18 protein-coding genes are annotated in these 21,692 nt (G+C 62.8%); 12 read left to right on the top strand and 6 right to left on the bottom strand.

Annotation, left to right across the window (positions count from 1 at the left end):
* Positions 1-155: 155 nt before the first annotated feature.
* The gene (locus QO034_RS01465) at positions 156-2,411 is read left to right on the top strand and encodes an NADP-dependent malic enzyme (protein WP_284483718.1); all 2,256 of its coding nucleotides are present in this window, start codon (positions 156-158) and stop codon (positions 2,409-2,411) included.
* A 110-nt stretch (positions 2,412-2,521) separates the two neighbouring features.
* On the opposite strand, the gene msrA is transcribed toward QO034_RS01465, so the two are convergent.
* The gene (msrA, locus tag QO034_RS01460; protein ID WP_284483717.1) at positions 2,522-3,184 is read right to left on the bottom strand and encodes a peptide-methionine (S)-S-oxide reductase MsrA; all 663 of its coding nucleotides are present in this window, start codon (positions 3,182-3,184) and stop codon (positions 2,522-2,524) included.
* Between the two features lie 145 nt (positions 3,185-3,329).
* On the opposite strand from msrA, the gene QO034_RS01455 reads away from it, so the two are divergent.
* On the top strand, positions 3,330-4,241 hold the full coding sequence (locus tag QO034_RS01455) for a D-amino acid aminotransferase (RefSeq protein WP_284483716.1): 912 nt from the start codon (positions 3,330-3,332) through the stop codon (positions 4,239-4,241).
* Positions 4,242-4,309: 68 nt separating this feature from the next.
* Positions 4,310-5,023, top strand: coding sequence for a sulfotransferase-like domain-containing protein (locus QO034_RS01450; RefSeq protein WP_284483715.1), 714 nt, complete (start codon positions 4,310-4,312; stop codon positions 5,021-5,023).
* Here the strand turns inward: QO034_RS01450 and QO034_RS01445 are convergent.
* Both QO034_RS01445 and QO034_RS01440 read right to left on the bottom strand, forming a co-directional pair.
* Entirely contained in the window at positions 5,020-5,442 is a 423-nt protein-coding gene (locus QO034_RS01445; RefSeq protein ID WP_284483714.1) for a DUF1810 domain-containing protein, read from the bottom strand. The genes QO034_RS01450 and QO034_RS01445 overlap by 4 nt on opposite strands.
* Positions 5,439-6,656, bottom strand: coding sequence for an argininosuccinate synthase (locus QO034_RS01440; protein ID WP_284483713.1), 1,218 nt, complete (start codon positions 6,654-6,656; stop codon positions 5,439-5,441). Before QO034_RS01440 ends, QO034_RS01445 begins: the two co-directional genes overlap by 4 nt.
* A 101-nt stretch (positions 6,657-6,757) precedes the next feature.
* Between QO034_RS01440 and ilvA the strand changes: the two genes are divergently transcribed.
* Positions 6,758-7,984, top strand: coding sequence for a threonine ammonia-lyase IlvA (ilvA, locus tag QO034_RS01435; RefSeq protein WP_284483712.1), 1,227 nt, complete (start codon positions 6,758-6,760; stop codon positions 7,982-7,984).
* Between the two features lie 12 nt (positions 7,985-7,996).
* Here the strand turns inward: ilvA and QO034_RS01430 are convergent, their stop codons facing one another.
* Entirely contained in the window at positions 7,997-8,329 is a 333-nt protein-coding gene (locus QO034_RS01430) for an Hpt domain-containing protein (RefSeq protein WP_284483711.1), read from the bottom strand.
* Between the two features lie 166 nt (positions 8,330-8,495).
* On the opposite strand from QO034_RS01430, the gene QO034_RS01425 reads away from it, so the two are divergent.
* Positions 8,496-9,776, top strand: a complete 1,281-nt coding sequence (locus QO034_RS01425; protein ID WP_284483710.1) for a PP2C family protein-serine/threonine phosphatase — start codon at positions 8,496-8,498, stop codon at positions 9,774-9,776.
* Here the strand turns inward: QO034_RS01425 and QO034_RS01420 are convergent.
* Positions 9,773-10,216 carry an NUDIX hydrolase gene (locus QO034_RS01420; RefSeq protein WP_284483709.1) on the bottom strand — a complete coding sequence of 148 codons (444 nt, stop codon included), beginning with the start codon at positions 10,214-10,216 and terminating at the stop codon, positions 9,773-9,775. The two genes, QO034_RS01425 and QO034_RS01420, sit on opposite strands and share 4 nt — an antisense overlap.
* A gap of 77 nt (positions 10,217-10,293) precedes the next feature.
* On the opposite strand from QO034_RS01420, the gene hslO reads away from it, so the two are divergent.
* From hslO to QO034_RS01385, 7 genes are all read left to right on the top strand, one after another.
* Positions 10,294-11,280, top strand: coding sequence for an Hsp33 family molecular chaperone HslO (hslO, locus tag QO034_RS01415; RefSeq protein WP_284483708.1), 987 nt, complete (start codon positions 10,294-10,296; stop codon positions 11,278-11,280).
* Positions 11,270-11,869, top strand: a complete 600-nt coding sequence (locus QO034_RS01410) for a CoA pyrophosphatase (RefSeq protein WP_284483707.1) — start codon at positions 11,270-11,272, stop codon at positions 11,867-11,869. Before hslO ends, QO034_RS01410 begins: the two co-directional genes overlap by 11 nt.
* Positions 11,866-13,020 carry a CCA tRNA nucleotidyltransferase gene (locus tag QO034_RS01405; protein WP_284483706.1) on the top strand — a complete coding sequence of 385 codons (1,155 nt, stop codon included), beginning with the start codon at positions 11,866-11,868 and terminating at the stop codon, positions 13,018-13,020. Before QO034_RS01410 ends, QO034_RS01405 begins: the two co-directional genes overlap by 4 nt.
* Positions 13,021-13,197: 177 nt before the next feature.
* Positions 13,198-15,036 (top strand): ABC transporter ATP-binding protein, encoded by a 1,839-nt coding sequence (locus QO034_RS01400; RefSeq protein WP_284483705.1) that lies wholly within the window; start codon positions 13,198-13,200, stop codon positions 15,034-15,036.
* Complete coding sequence (locus QO034_RS01395; RefSeq protein WP_284483704.1) at positions 15,033-16,865, top strand: ABC transporter ATP-binding protein; 1,833 nt, start codon at positions 15,033-15,035, stop codon at positions 16,863-16,865. Before QO034_RS01400 ends, QO034_RS01395 begins: the two co-directional genes overlap by 4 nt.
* Before the next feature lie 39 nt (positions 16,866-16,904).
* Complete coding sequence (locus QO034_RS01390) at positions 16,905-18,134, top strand: class I SAM-dependent RNA methyltransferase (RefSeq protein WP_284483703.1); 1,230 nt, start codon at positions 16,905-16,907, stop codon at positions 18,132-18,134.
* 168 nt (positions 18,135-18,302) lie between these two features.
* Positions 18,303-20,591, top strand: coding sequence for an AAA family ATPase (locus QO034_RS01385; protein ID WP_284483702.1), 2,289 nt, complete (start codon positions 18,303-18,305; stop codon positions 20,589-20,591).
* A gap of 28 nt (positions 20,592-20,619) precedes the next feature.
* Here the strand turns inward: QO034_RS01385 and QO034_RS01380 are convergent, their stop codons facing one another.
* Positions 20,620-21,684 (bottom strand): TAXI family TRAP transporter solute-binding subunit, encoded by a 1,065-nt coding sequence (locus QO034_RS01380; protein WP_284483701.1) that lies wholly within the window; start codon positions 21,682-21,684, stop codon positions 20,620-20,622.
* Between the last annotated feature and the right edge of the window lie 8 nt (positions 21,685-21,692).

The raw sequence follows: 21,692 nt of genomic DNA, 5'->3' as shown, positions 1-21,692 counted from the left end.
GGCGTGACATTGGCCACCGATCATCCCCCGGTCTTCGGATCGCCGCCGACCTTACAAATCCGCGGCCTGCGACGAAAGGCGAAAACGCATGGGTGTTGAGGAAGCCCGATCCGCGGGGTATGAGCGAAAAACCGCAGCGAGGAGGCGCGCCGTCCATGTCCAGAATCAAATATACCAGAGACGAGGCGCTGGCCTTCCACCTCGAACCGATGCCAGGCAAGTTCGAGATCCAGGCGACGGTGCCGCTGAACACCCAGCGGGACTTGTCGCTGGCCTATTCGCCCGGGGTGGCGGTGCCCTGCGAGGAGATCGCGAAGAACCCGGAAACCGCCTATGACTACACGATCAAGGGCAATCTCGTCGCGGTGATTTCGAACGGGACGGCGGTGCTCGGTCTCGGCAATCTCGGGGCGCTGGGTGCCAAGCCGGTGATGGAGGGCAAGTCGGTCCTGTTCAAGGCCTTCGCCGACGTCAACAGCATCGACATCGAACTGGACACGGAGGACACCGACGAATTCTGCAAGGCGGTCAGGCTGATGGCCCCGACCTTCGGCGGCATCAACCTCGAAGACATCCGTGCGCCCGATTGTTTCATTATCGAACAGCGGCTCAAGGAAGAACTCGACATCCCGGTCTTCCATGACGACCAGCACGGCACCGCCGTGATCTGTGCGGCGGGTCTGATCAATGCGCTGCACATCTCGGGCAAGAAGATCGAGGATGTGAAAATCGTGCTGAACGGCGCGGGAGCGGCAGGCATCGCCTGTCTCGAACTTCTGAAATACATGGGCGCGCGGCACGAGAACTGCATCATGTGCGACACAAAGGGCGTCATCTGGCAGGGCCGCACCGAGGGCATGAACCAGTGGAAATCGGCCCATGCCGTCAAGACCGGGGCGCGCAGCCTCGCCGACGCGATGAAAGACGCCGACGTGTTCCTCGGCGTCAGCGTCAAGGGCGCGGTGACCCAGGACATGGTCGCGAGCATGGCCGACAATCCGGTGATCTTCGCCATGGCCAATCCCGACCCGGAGATTACGCCGGAAGAGGCGCACGAGGTCCGCATGGACGCCATCGTCGCCACCGGGCGCAGCGACTATCCCAACCAGGTCAACAACGTGCTCGGCTTTCCCTATCTCTTCCGCGGCGCTCTCGACATTCATGCCCGCGCGATCAACGACCAGATGAAGATCGCCTGCGCCGAGGCGCTCGCGGCGCTGGCGCGAGAGGATGTGCCCGACGAGGTGGCGCTGGCCTACGGGCAGAATCTCAGCTTCGGGCGCGATTACATCATCCCGACGCCATTCGATCCCCGCCTGATCCACCGCATCCCGCCCGCCGTCGCCAAGGCCGGAATGGATACGGGCGCCGCGCGCCGTCCGATCATCGATATGGAGGCCTACGAGGCCACGCTCAAGGCGCGGATGGACCCGACCGCCAGCATCCTGCGCGGGCTCAACACCCGCGCCCGCGCCGCCAAGGCCCGGATGATTTTTGCCGAGGGAGACGACCCGCGCGTGCTGCGCGCCGCAGTCACCTACCAGCGCTCGGGCCTCGGCACCGCGCTGGTCGTCGGCCGGCCCGACGATGTGAAGGCCAAACTCGAAAGCGTCGGACTCGGCGACGCGGCGCGGGAACTTGAAATCGTCAATGCGGGCAACTCCCAGCATCTCGATGCCTACAAGGCGTTCCTCTACCAGCGCCTGCAACGGCGCGGGTTCGACCGCCAGGACATCCACCGGCTTGCCGCGCGTGACCGGCACGTGTTCTCGGCGCTGATGCTGGCGCATGGGCATGGCGACGGGTTGGTGACCGGTGCGACGCGCAAGTCGGCGCATATCCTCGACCGCATCAATCACGTGTTCGACGCCAATGCCGAAAACGGGGTCGCCGGAGTCACTGCGCTGCTGCACAAGGGTCGGATCGTGCTGATCGCGGACACGCTGGTGCAGGAATGGCCCGAGGCCGAAGACCTCGCGACCATCGCTGAACGCGCCGCCGACGTGGCGCGGCACATGGGGCTCGAGCCCCGCGTCGCCTTCGTCAGCTTCTCGACCTTCGGCTACCCGGTGTCCGAACGCGCGTTCAAGATGGGCCAGGCGCCGCATATCCTGGAACAGCGCGGCGTGGATTTCGAATTCGAAGGCGAAATGACCGTGGATGTGGCGCTGAACGCGAAATCGAAGGAAAGTTATCCGTTCTCACGCCTCACGGGACCCGCCAACATCCTTGTCGTGCCGGCACGCCATTCCGCCAGCATCTCGGTCAAGCTGATGCAGGAGATGGGCGGCGCGACCGTGATCGGTCCGATCCTTTCGGGCCTCGACAAGCCGATCCAGATCTGCTCGTCGGTCTCGACCGCCAATGACATCCTGAACATGGCGGTGCTGGCCTCCTGCAAGATCGGGTAGAATCCGGTCATGCCGGTTCCGCACAGCCATCGCGCCTTCACCTTGTCCAAAATACTCCGGGGGAGTCCCGAAGGGACGGGGGCAAAGCCCCCTGCGTCCGGTGCCCGGCCCTAGCTCCCTGCGAAGGGGGCGGCATCGCCCCAAAGTGTGCGCACCCGCCCGTCGCGACCGCAGGCCTCCCGATACAGGTCATAGGCCGCTTTCCTGGTGCGCGGCCCGAACCGGGTCAGCACCAGCGCGCCGCTCTTGTAATAATCCTGGTGCGCCGCGTCGGCCGGATAAAACGGCGCTTCGGGCAGGATCGGCGTGACGATCTTCTGGCCCAGGTCCGCTTCGGCCTGTTCGATCGCGGCTTCGGCCAGCGCCTGTTCCTGCGCGCCGGACACAAAGATCGCGGTTCGGTAACTGTCGCCTCGATCGCAGAACTGTCCTCCCGCGTCGGTCGGATCGATTGATCGCAGGAACATGTTTAGCAGGGCGGACCGGCTGACCACGTCGGGATCGAACGCGATCCGAACCGCTTCGAAATGCCCGGTGCCGCCGGCCACGATCTGCTTGTAGGTCGGATCGGCCACCATTCCGCCGCTGAACCCGGATACGACGCCCGACACGCCCTTGACCTTCTCGAAATCGGCCTCCACGCACCAGAAACAGCCCCCGGCGACCATCAGCGTCTGGGTCGGTGCGGCATGGGCGTGCCCCTGGCGGAGGATCATCGCCACGGCGATCAGCAGGATCAATGCCAGCGGCTTGAGAGTGTTCAGGCATTTCATGGCCAGTCTCCTTTGGCCGAAAGCGTGTTGCGTTGCTCTGCGCAAAGCAAGCCCATTTCATGTATTGTCACGCCGTGGTGACTGGATTTTACCGCTTGGCCTTGGCGCTCTCTGGGCCTAGCGTGCGCCCGGACAGGAGACCGGAATGACCGACAAGATGACCACCCACCAGGCCGAAGACGACGCCCGCAACGAAACCATCAGGATCTACCTGAACGGTCGGATCGTGCCCAAGGCGGAGGCCATGGTAAGCGTCTATGACAGCGGCTTCATGCTGGGCGACGGGGTCTGGGAAGGGATCCGGTTGTACAACGGCACCTGGGCATTCCTAGAAGAGCACATGGACCGCCTGTTCGAAGCCGCCAAGGCCATCGATCTCGATATCGGGCTGGACCGCGCCGGCGTGATCGACGCGATCCGCGCAACGCAGCAGGCCAACGGCATGACCACCGACGCCCATGCGCGGCTGATGGTGACGCGCGGGGTCAAGATCCGGCCGTTCCAGCATCCCGCACTCAGCCGGTCGGGGCCGACCATGGTCATCATCATGGAACATTCCCGCCCCCGCCTGCCGCGCCCGATCCGGCTCGCCACCGTGCCGCATCTGCGCGGATTGCCGATGACCCAGGACCCGAAACTGAACAGCCACTCCAAGCTGAACTGCATCCTTGCCTGCATCGCCGCCGAAAAGGCCGGGGCCGATGAGGCGCTGATGCTGGATGTCAACGGGTTCGTGAACACGACGAATGCCTGCAACTTCTTCATCGTGCGCAAGGGCGAAGTCTGGACCAGCACTGGCGATTACTGCATGAACGGGATCACCCGGCAGAAGGTGATCGACCTGTGCCGCGGCAACGGCATCCCGGTATTCGAACGCAACTTCAGCCTTGTGGACACCTACGGAGCCGACGAAGCCTTTCTGACCGGAACCTTCGGTGCGCAGACCCCGGTGTCCGAAATCGACGGCCGCCGTATCGGTGCAGGCGACATGGGCCCCGTGACCAAGCGGCTGCGCGGACTCTATTCCGATCTGATCGCCGCGAAGACCGGGTCTTGACACATGTTCAATACGGATAAACCCCGGACTCGAATTTGCATGAACCGATCCGGACAGGGATATCAGGCATGAAGATCGCGATGTGGTCGGGGCCGCGCAACCTGTCGACGGCGATGATGTATGCCTTCGGCGCGCGCGGCGATTGCGCCGTTATCGACGAACCTTTCTATGCCGCATACCTGCACGCGACGGACCTGGACCATCCCATGCGCGACGCGATTCTGGCCGCTCAGCCCGGCGAACCGCAAGAGGTGGTCAACCGGATTACCGGGCCGATACCCGGAAACGCACCGCATTTTTATCAGAAACACATGACGCAGCACATGCTGCCGAACGTGCCGCGCGGCTGGATGCGCGGGTTTTCCAACGTGTTCCTGATCCGCCACCCGGCGCGGGTCATCGCGAGCTATGCCGCGAAGCGCGAAAACCCGACCTTGCAGGACATCGGCTTCGTCCAGCAGGCGGAACTGTTCGACGAGGTGATGAGCTGGCAGGGCAGCCCGGTTGTCATCGACAGCACCGATATCCGCAAGGATCCGGAAAAGATGTTGCGGCGGCTATGTATTGCGGTCGGATTGCCCTTTACCCCCAAGATGCTGAAATGGCCGCGCGGGGGTCATCCCGAAGACGGTATCTGGGCCGAACACTGGTATGGCGCGGTCTGGAACAGCACCGGCTTTGCCGCTGCCGAGGGTCCGTTGCCGACCGTGCCGGAACATCTTCGCCCGGTGCTGGACGGTGCGATGCCGCATTACCGGCGGCTGAAGGCGGTGGCGCTCTAACCGATGTTCTGCGCCGTAACCGTGCAGGGCGCACCATCGTAGAACGCGTCGAGCACCTGCGAAAACACCGGCGATGCGCCGGGAACGGCGGCGAACAGCGTCATGCAGGATTGCAGCTTCTTCGCGTCCACCGGGCCAAGGATGTCTTTCGCCGCCCGGCCGGAATGGGTCAGCATGAGTTCGCTGGCCTGAACCAGCCGATCGTTCAGGACCGGATGGGCGAGATAGGCCCGCGCTTCGGCCAGATCGTGAAGCCCGAACAGCTGCGCCATGTCCGACTGGCCAAGCGACGCCAGTTGCGGAAAGACGAACCACATCCAGTGTCCGGTCTTGCGACCCGCCGCCAGTTCCTCGACGACAGACTCCCAGACGGTGTCCTGCGCCTCGATGAACAGGTCGGCGTCGGTTTCGTCGTTCATTTCAACCGACGATTCCGCATTGCGATCAACCGTAGCCGCAGCGCGTTCAGCTTGATGAACCCGGCTGCATCCTTCTGGTCATAGGCGCCTGCGTCATCCTCGAAGGTCACGTGTTCTTCGGAATAGAGCGACAGGTCGGACCAGCGTCCGACGGTGCGGGCCAGACCTTTGTAGAGCTTCAGCCGCACAGTTCCGGTGACGTGTTCCTGGCTCTTGTCGATCAGCGCCTGAAGCATCTCGCGTTCGGGGCTGAACCAGAAGCCGTTGTAGATCAGTTCCGCGTATTGCGGCATGATCTGGTCCTTCAGATGCGCGGCCCCGCGATCCAGCGTGATCTGTTCGATGCCGCGATGCGCCTCCAGAAGGATGGTGCCGCCAGGAGTTTCGTAGATGCCGCGCGATTTCATGCCGACGAACCGCCCTTCGACCAGGTCGAGCCGCCCGACCCCGTGCTTGCCGCCCAGTTCGTTCAACTTGGTCAGGATCGTTGCGGGCGACATCGCCTCGCCATTCAGGCTGACCGCGTCGCCTTTTTCAAACCCGATCTCGATGAATTCAGGCGCATTGGGCGCGTCTTCGGGATTCACCGTGCGCTGGTAGACATAATCGGGCGCTTCCTCGGCCGGGTTTTCAAGCACCTTGCCTTCGGAAGACGTGTGCAGAAGGTTGGCATCGACCGAAAACGGCGCTTCGCCGCGCTTGTCCTTGGCGATCGGGATCTGGTTTTTTTCGGCAAAGTCGATCAGCCGGGTGCGGCTGGTCAGATCCCATTCCCGCCAGGGCGCGATCACCTTGATGTCGGGGTTCAGCGCATAGGCCGCCAGTTCAAAGCGCACCTGATCGTTGCCCTTTCCGGTCGCGCCGTGGGCCACGGCATCGGCCCCGGTTTCAGCCGCGATCTCGACCAGCCGCTTGGAAATCAGCGGGCGCGCGATGGAGGTGCCGAGCAGGTAAAGACCTTCGTAGAGCGCGTTTGCGCGGAACATCGGGAAGACGAAATCGCGCACGAATTCCTCGCGCAGATCCTCGATATAGATCTCTTTCGCCCCCATCATCTCGGCTTTCTTGCGGGCGGGTTCCAGTTCTTCGCCCTGACCGAGATCGGCGGTGAAGGTCACGACCTCGCAACCATATTCCGTCTGTAGCCATTTCAGGATGATCGACGTGTCCAGACCGCCTGAATAGGCCAGAACCACTTTCTTGGGCGCAGACATTTGGAATTCCTCTTACCTTGGATCGGCTGCGGATTATCGGGTTTTGTGGCGCGGGGCAAGGTATGCTTGCGCGGGCGGTCAAGCTGAGTCAGACAGGGAAAATGAATGATTTTCGTGACAAGGCCCGCGCGGCCGAGGCCGCCATGCGCGACGTGTTCCCGGCCACGCCGCTGCAGAGGAACGTCCATCTTTCGGACCGCTACGAAGCCGATATCTGGCTGAAGCGCGAAGACCTGAGCCCGGTCCGTTCCTACAAGTTGCGCGGGGCGTTCAATGCCATGCGCAAGCTGCCGGAACAGAAGCTGTTCGTTTGCGCCAGCGCCGGCAACCATGCGCAGGGCGTCGCGTTCATGTGCAGCCATTTCGGCGTCAAGGGCGTGATCTTCATGCCGGTCACGACGCCACAGCAGAAGATCCTGAAGACCCGGATGTTCGGTGGCGATCAGATCGAAATTCACCTGGTCGGAGACTATTTCGACGATACCCTGACCGCGGCACAGGCGTGGTGCGACCAGCAGGGGGGGCATTTCCTGTCTCCGTTCGACGATGCGGATGTGATCGAAGGCCAGGCATCTGTCGGGGTCGAGATATCCGATCAACTGGGTCAGACGCCTGATGTGGTGATCCTGCCGGTCGGTGGCGGCGGCATGTCCTCCGGTGTGTCGTCATGGTTCGGCGGTCAGACGCGTTGCCTTTTCGTCGAACCCGCCGGGGGCGCCTGTCTCAAGGCGGCCTTGGCGGCGGGCCATCCCGTGACCCTGCCGCGTGTCGATACCTTTGTAGATGGCGCTGCGGTGGGACGGATCGGCATTCGAACCTTCGAACTCCTGAAATCCGTTCCGCTCTCGGATGTCCTGGTTCTTGGCGAGGACCGGATATGCACGACCATGATCGAGATGCTCAACGTCGAAGGCATAGTGCTTGAACCCGCCGGAGCCCTGTCGGTTGAGGCATTGGGCGAAATCGAACACCTTGTTCGCGGCAAGTCCGTGGTTTGCGTCACATCCGGGGGCAATTTCGATTTCGAACGCCTGCCCGAGGTCAAGGAACGCGCCCAGCGCTATTCCGGCGTCAAGAAGTACCTGATCCTGCGGTTGCCGCAACGGCCCGGCGCGCTCAAGGAATTTCTGAACATCCTCGGTCCGGAAGACGACATTGCCCGGTTCGAGTATCTCAAGAAATCGGCGCGCAACTTCGGGTCTGTCCTGCTCGGGATCGAAACCGCGAAACCTGAAAATTTCGAAAGGCTCTTTGCGCATCTCGACGACTCCGGGTTCATCTACCGTGACATCACCAATGACGAAACCCTGGCGCAGTTTCTTGTTTGAGCGGTCCGCCCGTCAGGCCGCAAGGTTTTCCTGAAGCTCGGACTGGAACACGGTCTTGGATTGCTCAAAGCAGCGGATGACTTCTGCAACGTCGACGGATTCAGACAAGCCGTCGGAAGACAGTTTTTCCCCGGTCTGGCACAGCTTGGAGAATGCAGAAAAACCGAGGCTGAGCGCGCTGCCTTTCAGGAAATGCATGTCATCTTCCAGTTGCGAGCGATCGGGGTCGGTCCGCAGCCGGTCGATCACGCCTTCGACTTCTTCGAGGAACAGTTCGACCACCTCGTTGAAATCTTCGGCGCCGACCTCTTCTCGAAGTTCATTCACGCGGGACCATTCGATCATCATCTGAATCCTGTTTCGGGCGACCATCCAGGAAAAGAGCGTAGGAGTGTCGCGTCAACAAGCGGTTAAGCCGCGCTGCGGAATCCGGACAATTGCATCTTTCATCCGTCGTTAAGGGCCGCTGCCGATGATGGACGGATTGAACCAGTGCAAGAGTAGTTTTTCCATGTCCAACACAGTTCCGGACAAGAAACCTGACAGCGAAAGAGGAGCTGAAAACGGATCGATCCGACGCGTTCTTGTCGTCGACGACAGCCGTCTTCAGCGCAGGATCCTCGTCGCTTCCCTTAAAAAATGGGGTTTTGAAGTCATCGAGGCCGAAAGCGGGGAGGCAGCGATGGCCATTTGCGAATCCGCGCCGCCGGATCTGATCCTCAGCGATTGGATGATGCCCGGCATGGACGGGCTGGAATTTTGCCGCGCCTTCCGCGATCTTCCGTCCGACGGATACGGCTATTTCATTCTTCTGACGTCCAAGAGTGAAAAGAACGAGGTGGCCCAGGGTCTGGACGCGGGCGCGGACGATTTCCTGATCAAACCGGTCAATTCGAACGAACTGCGCGCCCGCATTTCCGCCGGCGACCGGATTCTCGAGATGCAGCGCGAACTTTCCGACAAGAACCGCATGATCTCGGAAACCCTGGACCAGCTTCAGGCGGCCTACGACATGATCGACAAGGATCTGATCCAGGCGAAGAAGATCCAGGAATCCCTGGTGCCGGAACTGTCCCGCAGTTTCGGCAACTCCCGTGTCAGCTTGCTGTTGAAACCCTGCGGCCATATCGGCGGCGATCTCGTCGGTATGTTCGCGACCGATCCGGATCACGTGGGTTTCTATTCCATTGATGTGTCCGGTCACGGCATCACCTCGGCAATGGTGACGGCGCGTCTTGGCGGGTATCTCAGCGGTTCCTATTTCGATCAGAATCTCGGGATGGAATGGCGACCGGATGGCAGCCACAGCCTGCGGGAACCGGAGACCGTCGCGGGGCTCCTGAACGAACGCCTGCTCGCAGATACCGGGATAGATGAATATTTTACAATGGCCTACGCCGTCGTGGATCTGAGAACCGGATTGATGAAAATGGTCCAGGCCGGGCATCCCCATCCGTTGATCCTGCGCCGGGATGGCCGTGCCGAATTCATCGGTGAAGGCGGGGTTCCGGTCGGGTTGCTGTCCGGCGTTCCCTATGCGCAGATCGAGATGACGCTTCAGCCGGGCGACCGGTTGCTGCTGTACTCCGACGGGTTCACCGAATGCCGTCTCAGGAATGGCAAGATGCTGGAGCAGGTCGGGTTGCTCGATCTCATCGCAACATGTGACGGTCGCCAGACCGGGCGGGAATTTCTCGACGATCTCTTCTGGAGACTGTCGCAGGCCATGTCGCCCGAATTTGGCATGGAGGACGACGTGTCCGCGACTCTCTTCGAATATCACCCGCCCTAAGCCGTTTTCGCCCAAAGACCGGCAAAATGGCGGTCACCGGCATTCCCGAGCATCTGCGCCGCCTCATGCGCCGCGACCCAATGGGCCGAATGACGCGGTTCGGATGGCGGCCCCAGCCGAAGTGTTGGACGCGCCAGATAGACGAGGCAGATCTTTTCCGCCCACAGGTCGTATTCCGGCATATAGGCAAAGCGGCGAAACGCGCCGATGCGGCGTGGGTCTGCTATGCGCCAGCCGGTTTCCTCGAACACTTCGCGGTGCAGCGCCGCAACAGGCGATTCGCCGGGATCCACGCCGCCGCCAGGAAGCTGATAATCCGGATCTGGATCGCTTTGGCAGGTCACAAGCAGCCTGCTGTCGCGAGGCAACAGAGCGTAGGCCCCCATGCGCCGGATGTAGTTCTGGGACGGCGACGGCGGCTTTCCGAAACGTCTGATCATGGACCCAGCCCTTACATCGCCGGTTGTGGCTCCTATATTGCGGCGGTATGCCAACCTGTGGCGCATAAGGAAACCCCATGACTATCGGTTCAAAACTCGCCTGGGACGATACGGTTCTGCCTTTTCAACTCGACAACTCGGACATGCGTGGCCGCGTTGCCCGTCTGGATGGCGTATTGGGCGGCATTCTGGAACAGCACGCCTATCCGCCGCAGGTCGAAGCCCTTGTCGCCGAAATGGCGCTCCTGACCGCCTTGATCGGGCAGACGGTGAAACTGCGTTGGAAACTGTCCCTGCAGGTGCAGTCCAAGGGCCCGGTGCGGATGATCGCCACCGACTATTATGCCCCGAAAAAGGAAGGCGAATCCGCGAAGATCCGCGCCTATGCGAGTTTCGATGCGGATCGGCTGACCGATTCAGCGCCGTTCGACCAGGTGGGCGAAGGATATTTCGCGATCCTGATCGATCAGGGCAAGGGCAACGCACCCTATCAGGGCATCACACCCTTGACCGGCGTATCGCTGAGCGCCTGCGCCGAATCCTATTTCGCGCAGTCCGAACAACTGCCGACACGGTTCTCGCTGAGTTTCGGCAGATCCTCGGAGCCCGGCATCCCGGAACACTGGCGCGCTGGGGGCATCATGTTGCAGCACATGCCCAAAGCTTCGCCTTTTGTCGCGACCGACGCGGGCACAGGCGAGATCCTGCGCGCTGGCGATCTGGTCGAGGGCGAGGAGGGTGAGAACTGGAACCGTGTGAACATCCTGCTGGACACGGTCGACGATCTTGAACTGATTGGCCCGGTCGTGCCGCCCACGGACCTTCTGGTGCGCCTGTTTCACGAGGAAAGCCCGCGTGTCTTTGACGCGCAGGCGGTCCGGTTCGGGTGCACCTGTTCCGAAGACCGGGTGCGGCAGAGCCTGTCCATCTACTCCGCGCGCGACATCGAAAAGATGACGACCGAAGACGGTCGCGTGACGGCGGACTGCCAGTTCTGCAGCGCCCATTACGATCTGGACCCGGCGACCGTCGGCATGGATGCCAAGACCGCCGATGACGACTGAACTGATCGAAAGACTGAGGAACGCGCTGGCCCTTCCGGGCCATCAGTCATCCGATTTCGATCTCAATCCGAACACGGAACTGCCCGTCGGCCGCACCCTGCGTCCGGCGGGCGTGCTGATCGGCATTTCCCTGGCAGGCGAGCGGCCGGGGGTGATCCTGACAAAACGATCCTCGGCGTTGAAGCACCATCCGGGGCAGATCGCCTTTCCTGGCGGCAAACAGGACGAAGGCGATGCGGACGTCACCGCCGCCGCTTTGCGCGAAGCAGAGGAAGAAATCGGCCTGCCGGCCGGGTTGCCCGAAATCATCGGCTTTCTGCCCGCGCATGAAACCGTGACCAGTTTCATGGTGACGCCGGTTCTGGCGGTCCTGCGGCAGGATTTCGAGATTGTGCCCGAACCGGGCGAGGTGGACGAGGTCTTTTCGGTTCCGCTGGATCATCTCCTGAGGCCGGAAAACTATCTCGTGGAATCCCGGCAGTGGCGCGGTCAGCGGCGATATTACTACACGGTGCCGTTCGGTCCCTATTACATCTGGGGCGCGACGGCGCGCATGTTGCGCGGATTGGCGGCGCGGATGGAACAATGACGCGGTTGACGCAGGATTGGGTCCGCCATCCGGCGACGCAGGCGGTCTGTTCCGCCCTGTCCGTTGATGGCGCCACGGTTCTGTTCGTCGGCGGATGTGTCCGCAACAGCCTTTTGGGCGTGCCGGTCAGCGACATCGACATCGCGACGGATGCGACGCCTGATATCGTTGCTTCAACTGCGTCGGCCGCCGGCATCAAGGTGGTCCCGACAGGTATCGACCACGGGACGGTGACATTGATCAAGGACGGGCTGCCGCACGAGGTCACGACGTTCCGGCGCGACGTGTCGACCGACGGGCGGCGGGCCACGGTATCGTTTTCCACCGATGTGGCGGAAGACGCCGCGCGACGGGATTTCACCATGAACGCGCTCTACGCCAGACCGGACGGGACGGTGATCGATCCGCTGAACGGTTTGCCCGATCTCGACGCCCGGCGCGTGCGCTTCATCGGTGACGCCAACGCCCGGATCCGCGAAGACTACCTGCGGTCGCTGCGGTATTTCAGGTTTCACGCCTGGTACGGAGACGAATCGGCGGGGTTTGATCCCGAAGCCCTGTCGGCCATCGCCGCCAACCTCGAAGGTCTGAACAGGCTTTCCCATGAACGTATCGGCGCGGAGATGCTGAAACTGCTGGCGGCAGGCAATCCGGCTCCGTCGATAGCGGCGATGCGGTCGACCGGCGCGCTGGGTCAGCTTCTGCCGGGGTCCGGCGATCGCGCTCTGGCCGTTCTCGTGGATCTGGAAACCGATGCTGGTGCGAAGGCCAACCGATTGCTGCGCCTTGCCGCATTGGGGGGCAGCGATGTCACCGGGCAACTGCGCCTCAGCCGGGTCGATACGCAATACCTGGATCGTGTGCGCGACGGGGCGACGGGGTCGGCCAGCGCGGCGGAGTTGGGCTATCGGCTTGGCGCGAAGCTTGCCCGTGACGCGGTCCTGCTCCGATGCGCGCTGACCGAACAGCCGTGGAAGGCGGGATATGCCGCCGAGATCGATAAAGGTGCGACGGCTCGGTTCCCGGTCGCCGCCGCCGACCTGATGCCCGCATTTTCCGGCCCCGCCCTGGGTGCGGAACTGGCCCGGCTCGAAGGGAATTGGATCGCGTCGGGCTTTGCGCTTGACAAGGACACCCTCCTTCGGAGCTGACATTTTTGGGTGACAGAACGGCATCCATCGGCTAGTTCGAAAGGTGCGACACACGGAGGATGCAAGATGTATTTCGGGATCTGGAACAGCCTGGGCTGAAATCCCCTTCCTTGACGGGGTGATCGGCACCAATCGCCCCAATGCATCTTGCCGTCCGGCTCATCAGGAGCATCCGCCATGTTTCGTTTCTTTGAGAACCTCGTAGATCCCTATTGCGATTACCCGCAGGAAGACCGCCCGCCGACCCGGCTCTGGCCGTTCATGAAGGCCTATGCCGAACCGTTCCGGCATGTGTTCATCTGGACCGGAATACTGTCCGTGGTGGTAGCGGCAATCGAGATCGGCCTGATCTACTACATGGGCCGGGTGGTCGACCTGTTGTCGGGCGATCCCACGCAGGTCATTTCGGATCATGGGCCGGAACTGGTCGTTGTCGGACTGTTGATCGTGTTCCTGCGGCCCGTTCTGCACATGCTGGACGTGGCGCTGTTGAACAATGCGATCCTGCCGAACTTCGGCACACTGATCCGCTGGCGGGCGCACAAACATGTTCTGCGCCAGTCGGTCGGGTGGTTCGAGAACGATTTTGCCGGGCGTATCGCCAACAGGATCATGCAGACCCCGCCCGCTGCCGGCGAAGTCGTGTTTCAGGTTTTTGACGCGATTTCCTTTTCCCTGGCCTATCTTGTGGGGGCCGCGATCCTGCTGGCGGCCGCGGATACGCGGCTGATGTTGCCGCTTCTGATCTGGTTCGTGCTTTACGCGTTGCTGATCCGCTGGACCGTGGCGCGCGTGGGTCCGGCGTCGCAAGCCGCGTCCGATGCCCGCTCGACCGTCACCGGGCGCGTGGTGGATGCCTATACCAACATTCATTCGGTGAAGATGTTCGCCCATCACGACCATGAAATGAGCTACGCCAGGGACGCCATCGAAAACACCCGCCGCACCTTTCAGACCGAGATGCGCATCTACACCCTGATGGATATGGCGCTTGTGACACTGAACGGGCTGCTGATCGTGGGGGTTGTTGGATGGGCGATATATCTCTGGGTGCAGGGGCAAGCTTCCGTCGGGGTGGTTGCGGCGGCGACTGCGCTGACGCTGCGGCTCAACGCCATGACCGGCTGGATCATGTGGGCGCTGACGACGTTCTTCCGGCAACTCGGTGTCGTTGCCGAAGGCATGCAGACCATCGCCCAGCCGATCGACCTCGTGGACGATCCCTCCGCGAAGCCGCTGCGCCTGAAGGACGGCAGGATCGAGATTCGGACCCTGTCGCACCACTACGGGCGCGGCTCCGGCGGACTCGACCGGATCAGCCTGACCATCGCGCCGGGTGAGAAAGTCGGCCTGATCGGGCGGTCCGGCGCGGGAAAATCGACATTGGTGAAACTGCTGCTGCGGTTCTATGACCCGGAATCCGGTTGCATACTGATCGATGGGCAGGACATCACCCATCTGCGCCAGGACAGTCTCCGCCGCCATATCGGCATGGTGCAGCAGGACAGCGCGCTGCTTCACAGATCGGTGCGCGACAACATTCTCTACGGCCGGCCGGATGCCACCGAAGACCAGATGATCGCGGCCGCGCAGCAAGCGGAGGCGCATGAGTTCATTCTCGACCTCGCCGATCCGCAGGGGCGCACCGGCTATGACGCCCATGTGGGCGAACGCGGGGTGAAACTGTCCGGCGGGCAACGCCAGCGGGTGACTCTGGCGCGTGTGATCCTGAAGGATGCCCCGATCCTGCTGCTGGACGAGGCCACCAGCGCACTGGACAGCGAGGTCGAGGCGGCGATACAGGACACGCTTTATGGCATGATGGAAGGCAAGACGGTGATCGCCATCGCGCATCGCCTGTCCACCATCGCCCGAATGGACCGGATCCTCGTCATGGATCAGGGCCGGATCGTCGAACAGGGCAGCCATTCCGGGCTTTTGGCCGGGAACGGGCTATATGCGCAGTTCTGGGCGCGTCAATCCGGCGGGTTCCTGAACCCGGAGGCGGCCGAATGAACATCGGAAACTGGATCGATCCCTTTCGCGCCGCCGAAGGTCCGCCGCCGCAAACGCTCGGCGCATTCATGCTGTGGTGCCTGTCGGGGGCCTGGCCGGCGCTCTGGCTGGCGGCGATCCTGTCGGCGGCGGCGGGTGCCTTGGAGGCCGGCACGGCGCTGATTCTGGGGTGGGTGATCGATGCTGCCGCGGGCGGCGGGCCGGAAACCTTTTTTGACGGGACCAATACGCTGATGATCGTGGCATCGGTCGCGTTCTTCCTGATCGCGCGGCCGCTACTGTTCGGCCTGTCGGCGGCGTCCAACGCCATCATCGTGCAGCCGAATGTCAATCCGATGGTGCTGTCGCGTCTTCACCGCTGGACGCTCGGTCAGTCGGTGGCGTTCTTTGACGACGATTTCGCGGGCCGCATCGCGCAGAAACAGATGCAGGCGGCGCGCGCCGTGACCGATGTGGCGGCAGAACTCATCAACGTGGTTGCCTTCGCCCTCGCATCCCTCGTGGGTTCCGTGATCCTGCTGGCGACGATCGACATGCGCATGACCGGCCTGTTCCTTGTATGGCTGGTGGCCTATTTCGCCATGATCCGCTGGTTCATGCCGATGGTCCGGAAACGGTCGGCCGCGCGGGCCGGGGCGCGGGCCATGGTGTCGGGCCAGGTGGTTGATACGATCACGAATATCAAGACCGTCAAGCTGTTCGCCCATGCGGATCACGAAGACCGGGCCGCATTGGGGGCCATGGGCACGTTCCGGGACCGGGCATTGTCCTTCGGCTATCTCGCCGCCGGGTTCCGGCTGTGCCTGATGACGCTGGCGGGCATTCTGCCGGTGCTCTTGATCGGCGGCACGCTGTTTCTGTGGCAGCGCGGTATGGCGAGCGAGGGCGATATCGTGGCCGCGGGCGCGGTCGCGATCCGCATCGCGCAGATGACCGGATGGGTCAGTTTCACCCTTATGGCGATCTATTCCAACATCGGGGAGATCGAGGACGGGATGCGAACGCTTACGCCGCGGGCGCGCATTCCCGATCTTCCGGATGCGCCTGACTTGGCGGTGCCGAAGGGCGAGATTGCTTTCGAAAACGTCAGCTTTGCCTATGGGCGCGATGCCGGCGGGGTCGAAAACATCAACCTGACGATCGGAGCGGGCGAAAAGCTGGGCATCGTGGGCGCGTCGGGCGCGGGGAAATCTACCCTGGTGTCGCTGCTTCTGCGGCTCTATCCGGGCGAAAACGGGCGGATTCGGATCGATGGGCAGGACATCGCCGGGATCACGCAGGAAAGCCTGCGCCGGCAGATCGGCATGGTCACGCAGGAAACCGCGATGTTCAACCGCTCGGCGCGGGACAACATATTGTATGGGCGGCCCGATGCGACCGAATCCGAAATGATCGCCGCCGCCAGAAAGGCCGAAGCGCACGAGTTCATCTGCGGTCTTCAGGATTTTCGCGGGCGCAGTGGCTATGACGCGCATCTGGGCGAACGCGGCGTCAAGCTGTCCGGCGGACAACGGCAGCGCATTGCCTTGGCGCGCGCCATTCTCAAGGATGCGCCGATCCTGGTGCTCGACGAAGCCACCAGCGCGCTGGACAGCGAAGTCGAGGCGTCGATACAGATCGCCCTGCACCGGGTCATGGAAGGCAAGACCGTTCTGGCCATCGCGCACCGCCTGTCCACCTTGTCTGAAATGGACCGCATCATCGTCCTGGACCGGGGGCGGATCGTCGAAAGCGGCACGCATGCCGCGCTGCTGGCGCGGGGCGGGCTTTACGCGCAGTTCTGGAACCGTCAGTCCGGCGGGTTCATCGGCGCGGAAGCCGCTGAATAGGGGCTGTTTCCCGCGCCCAAGGCCCGCTATCAGACAGCCATGACGGAAACCTTTTCGATCCTTCGGCTCGGCCACCATGGCGACGGCATTGCCGACGGTCCGGTCTTTGCGCCGCTGACCTTGCCGGGCGAAGTCGTCCGCGGGATCCGCGACGGCACGCAACTGACGGACATCAGGATCGTAACGCCGTCCCCGGATCGGGTGCAGCCTCCGTGCCGGCATTTCAAGTCCTGCGGCGGTTGCCAGGTACAGCATGCCTCCGATGCCTTCGTTGCGGAATGGAAACGACAGATCGTGGAGTCGGCACTTGCGGCGCAGGGGATTCAGACCATCATGCGCCCGATCCTTACATCGCCGCCAAGGAGCCGCCGTCGCGCGGCCTTTGCCGCGAAGCGCACGAAAAAGGGCGCGCTGGTCGGATTTCACGCCCGGTCCACCGACATCGTCGTGCCGATTCCCGACTGCCAGCTCGTGGACGACCGGCTTCTGGCGGGCATGCCGGTTGCCGAGGCCCTGGCCGTTGCGGGCGCCAGCCGGAAGGCGGCCCTGTCGGTCACGATGACCGTTTCGAACTCTGGCTTGGATGTGGTCGTGTTCGGGGGCAAGCCCTTGGATGGCCAATTGCGGGTCGTGCTGGCGCAAGTCGCGGAACAACATGACCTGGTCCGGCTGACATGGGAGGATGAAATCATCGCCATGCGGCGTCCGCCGGTGCAGGTTTTCGGGTCCGCGCGCGTAGTTCCGCCGCCGGGCGCGTTTCTGCAAGCCACGCCGCAGGGCGAAAGGGCCCTGCTGGCCGAGGTCCGGGACATCACGCAGGGCGCACAGCGCATCGTTGATCTGTTCGCGGGCTGCGGCACCTTCGCTTTGCCTTTGGCGGAACGGGCCGAAGTCCACGCGGTGGAAGGCGACGCAGCGATGACGGACGCGCTTGACCGGGGATGGCGGCAGGCGCAGGGGTTGAAGCGGGTTTCGACCGAAGTCCGGGATCTGTTCCGGCGTCCTCTCATGGCCGATGAACTGGCCCGGTTCGATGCGATCGTTCTGGACCCGCCGCGCGCCGGGGCCGAGGCGCAGGTCGTCGAACTGGCGCAGATCGATCCTGTGCCCATCGCCTATGTCTCCTGCAATCCCGTCACCTTCGCCCGCGATGCCAGCCGACTGATCGGCGCGGGATATCGTCTTGACCGGGTCCGGGTCGTCGACCAGTTCCGCTGGTCCTCACATGTGGAACTCGTCGGATGTTTCTTGCCGGGCCGGGCTGAATAGGGCCGGTCTTTCGGCGCGTTTGCCGAAAATGGCCCGGATCGGTCCCGGCGCCGGAAACGGCAAGCCGACTTGAAAAACCACGGCGACCTGCCAGAATGCCCTTACGGCAATTGGCGGCAAGGTTCTTTCGGGGTTTCGGTACTGTGAACAGGTTGACGGATCCGCGCCATGTATGAAGCGTTCTTCGGCCTTGAGGTATTGCCGTTCAAGATCACGCCCGATCCCGCCTTCATCTACTGGAACAAGGGCAACCGGCGCGCTGCCAGCATTCTCGCCTTCGGGATCGAGCAGCTGGTGCCGATCACGGTCGTGACGGGCGAAGTCGGCACCGGCAAGACGACCCTCTTGCAGCAGTTTCTCGAAGATGCGCCCACCGACATGACAGTCGGACTGATCTCCAATTTCTGGAGCGGCATGGGCGGACTCTACCAGTGGATCCTGAATGCCTTCGACCTGCCGTCCGCCGGGTCCGAAGTCGAACTGTTTCGCAGGTTTCAGGATTTCGTCGTATCGGAATACGCGGCCGGGCGTCGGTGCGTTCTGATCGTGGACGAGGCGCAGAACGTGTCGGATGCCGATCTCGAACAGCTGCGGATGCTGACAAACATGAACGCGGGAAAGGATTCCCTGTTCATGCTGTTTCTGGTGGGCCAGCCGCAATTGCGCGACAGGCTGCTGCAACCGGACAACCGCCAGATCGCGCAGCGCGTGGGCGCTTCGTTCCATCTCGGTCCGATGTCGCTGGAAGACACCCGCAACTATGTGCGCCACCGGATCAAGGTGGCCGGGGGCACGCGCGAGATTTTCGACGATGAGGCGCTGGACCTTGTGCACAAGGTCGCGGGCGGGGTGCCGCGATTGACCAATGTGGTCTGCGAACTGGCCATGGTCACTGCGTTTGGCGACGAGGTGGAAAAGATCGACGGGCCGTTCATGGAAGAACTGCTTGCGGAAGCGGAAGCGAACGGAATGATGGCACATCTGCCGCTTCAGTCCGATCTGCAACCACCACCACCGCCCAGGGAGGTCGAAGCGGAAAAACCGAAAAGCCCCGCTCGATTCGAACCGATCCCGTTCCGCAGCCCGGCGCGCAAAGGCAACGGCCATCAGCAGATCCGGCTGATTTCGGAACCCGAGAATGCCGATCAGGATGATCCGGCGAACCGGCATGAGAGGACCGATCCGGTGGTGGCGGAAAACCTGGCGGACTCATTGCCGGAAACGGATCGTGCGCGACCTGCGCCCGACGACGAACAGGTGGATGTTCTTCAATCCGTGATGCGGGCCGCGCCGCACGCGACGCCGGTGAAGGCCGCTCCGGCGCGGGAATCGGGCGAGGTGTCCGAAAGTTCCCCGCAGGCCGATGCCGAAGCCGTGCGGCCGCTTGCAGAGGAAAAGCCGGAAGGGCCAGCCGGGCGCTCCCGTCTTTTGGCCTGTCTCGATCACGGTCTGAACGCCGCTTTGGTGTCCTGCGTCGTGGCCGCCGTCTACGCGACGATTTTCAGTCTTCCTGACGCACCTGTTGCTTCTGTCGAATCAGCGCAAGCTGCCGAAGACTTCCGGACCGTCGTTACCCCGCAACCGGAAAGCCGGCCTGTCGTGAGCATCGTTCCGCTGGACAATCCGGACGGATCCCGGTTGCTGGAGCAAGCGTTGAATGCCGGTGGGGTAGAACCGGCGGCCGCGGCGCTCGCCTTTGCGCGCGCCGCGCTGAGGGATCAGCCCAGGGCGGCCTATTATCTCGGTCAGGTGTTCGAGACCGGAAACGGTGTTGCCCGTGATCGCGCCCTGGCACGGGCCTGGTACATGCTGGCCGAAGAAGACGTTCGCAGCGCACGCCGCCGGCTCGAGGACCTGGCGCCGCCGGAAAACGGCACCAATCTCGCCCCGCCCTTGCCGTCGCTGGGTGGCCCTGTCGAAGGCGGCGGGTCCGAATTCATCTGGACCAGCGGTGACGGCGCCGATCCGGCCTTTTATCTGGTCGAAAGCGCGACTGCCCCGGACGCGACGCCCACGAAACTGGGCATGACAACGCTGTCAGCCATGAAGCAGGACGATACCGGCGATGCCCGCGTCTGGCGCGTGATCGCGGCGAACGCGGATCTGGGGCTTTATTCGATCTCGCAATGGCGTCTCATGGGTGCCGCCCCCGATCCGTCGGTTCAGATCGTCACCCCGGTCGTTCCGAACATCACCATCTTCGATCCGTCCGGCGCGAACGCGAGGCTTGCGGAGGCCTTGGCCGGGACATTCCCCGGCGCGGATATAAGCGCCGCCGTCAATACCGGAGAGACTTTGATTCAGACTGTCGTCCGGTATTTCTACGACAAGGACCGGGACCTGGCAGAGCGGGTCGCCAATCAGGTCGGCGATTCCGTGTCCGCCGTGAGATCGTCGGCGCCGGGAACGGACCCGCCCCTGCCGGGGCAGATACACGTCTTGCTGGCGGCTCCCTAGAAGGGCCGCCCGTCAAGGATTTGCCCAATCAGCAGCCGATGGCGGCGCAGATCGCCCGGCGATAGGCCGAATTCGCGGCACTGTCCGGCGACCCGGCCTGCGGTGGCGCCGCCGGAATGTCACCTTCGCAGGTGAGTTGATAGGACGGTTCCAGACCGGCGTTGACGCAGGCGCCGACATTCCAGCCGGGCGGCAGATCGTTCAGGTCCACCTGCATCCATTTCGGGTGTCCGGTTTCGCGCAGTTCATTGAACCGGGTGGCGATCACATGGGAAATGTCGGACACCGCGCGGCAGCTTTCGCGGTGATAGGGGTTGCGCCCCGGATCGTATTCATAGGTCATCAGCACGGCCTTCACCGCAACGACATCGACCGCGTCGGGCTGGAACGGATAGGACCCTGCCGGGATCTTGCCGGGAAGATACACGGCCTGAAGCGTCGGATCGCTGATCGGAAGCAGGTGGAACCTTTCGGGATCGATGTCGGGGGACTGGAAAATTTTCGTCGGTGCGCCCGCCACGTAGAAAAATGCGTCGATCTGCCCGTTCATCAATGCCGCAAGCGAATCGTCGGCGTTGATCTTGAGCCGTTCGGCAGGCGCAATCTGGGCCAGGTCCAGCACCAGCGACGCCGTCAGAAAGGTGCCGCTGTCCTCGACGCCGATCGCGACCTTCTTGCCGTTGAGATCGGAAAGCGAGGAAATGTCCTTGCGGGCGAGGATATGGACTTCTTCGTTGTAGAGCGGAAAGGCGATCCGGACGCCCAGAATGGCCCGCGCGATGCTCGGGTCGTCGGCGGCAAAGGTTTTCAGGTATTCCAGCACGTCCGATTGCACGATGCCAAGCTGCGTGAACCGGCGCTTACGCACCCCGAGAAAATTTTCGAGCGAACCGGCGCTTTCCACCACATTCAGGGTCACGCCGCATTTCGCGGCCATTTCGCTGATGTTGCGGCCGAACTGGATATAGGTTCCGGTCGCGCCTCCGGTCAGGATGTTCTTTTCGAATTCCTGTGCCTGCGCGGGGGCGGCCAGCCCGAAAAGGGCGGCCAGCATGACGGCGGCGCAAGTCGATACTATTCTGGCAAGTGTCATGTCCGGTT

The sequence above is a fragment of the Sedimentitalea xiamensis genome (assembly GCF_030164465.1).
Classification (GTDB): Bacteria; Pseudomonadota; Alphaproteobacteria; order Rhodobacterales; family Rhodobacteraceae; genus Sedimentitalea; species Sedimentitalea xiamensis.
This window is presented reverse-complemented; position numbering and strand designations above follow the sequence as displayed.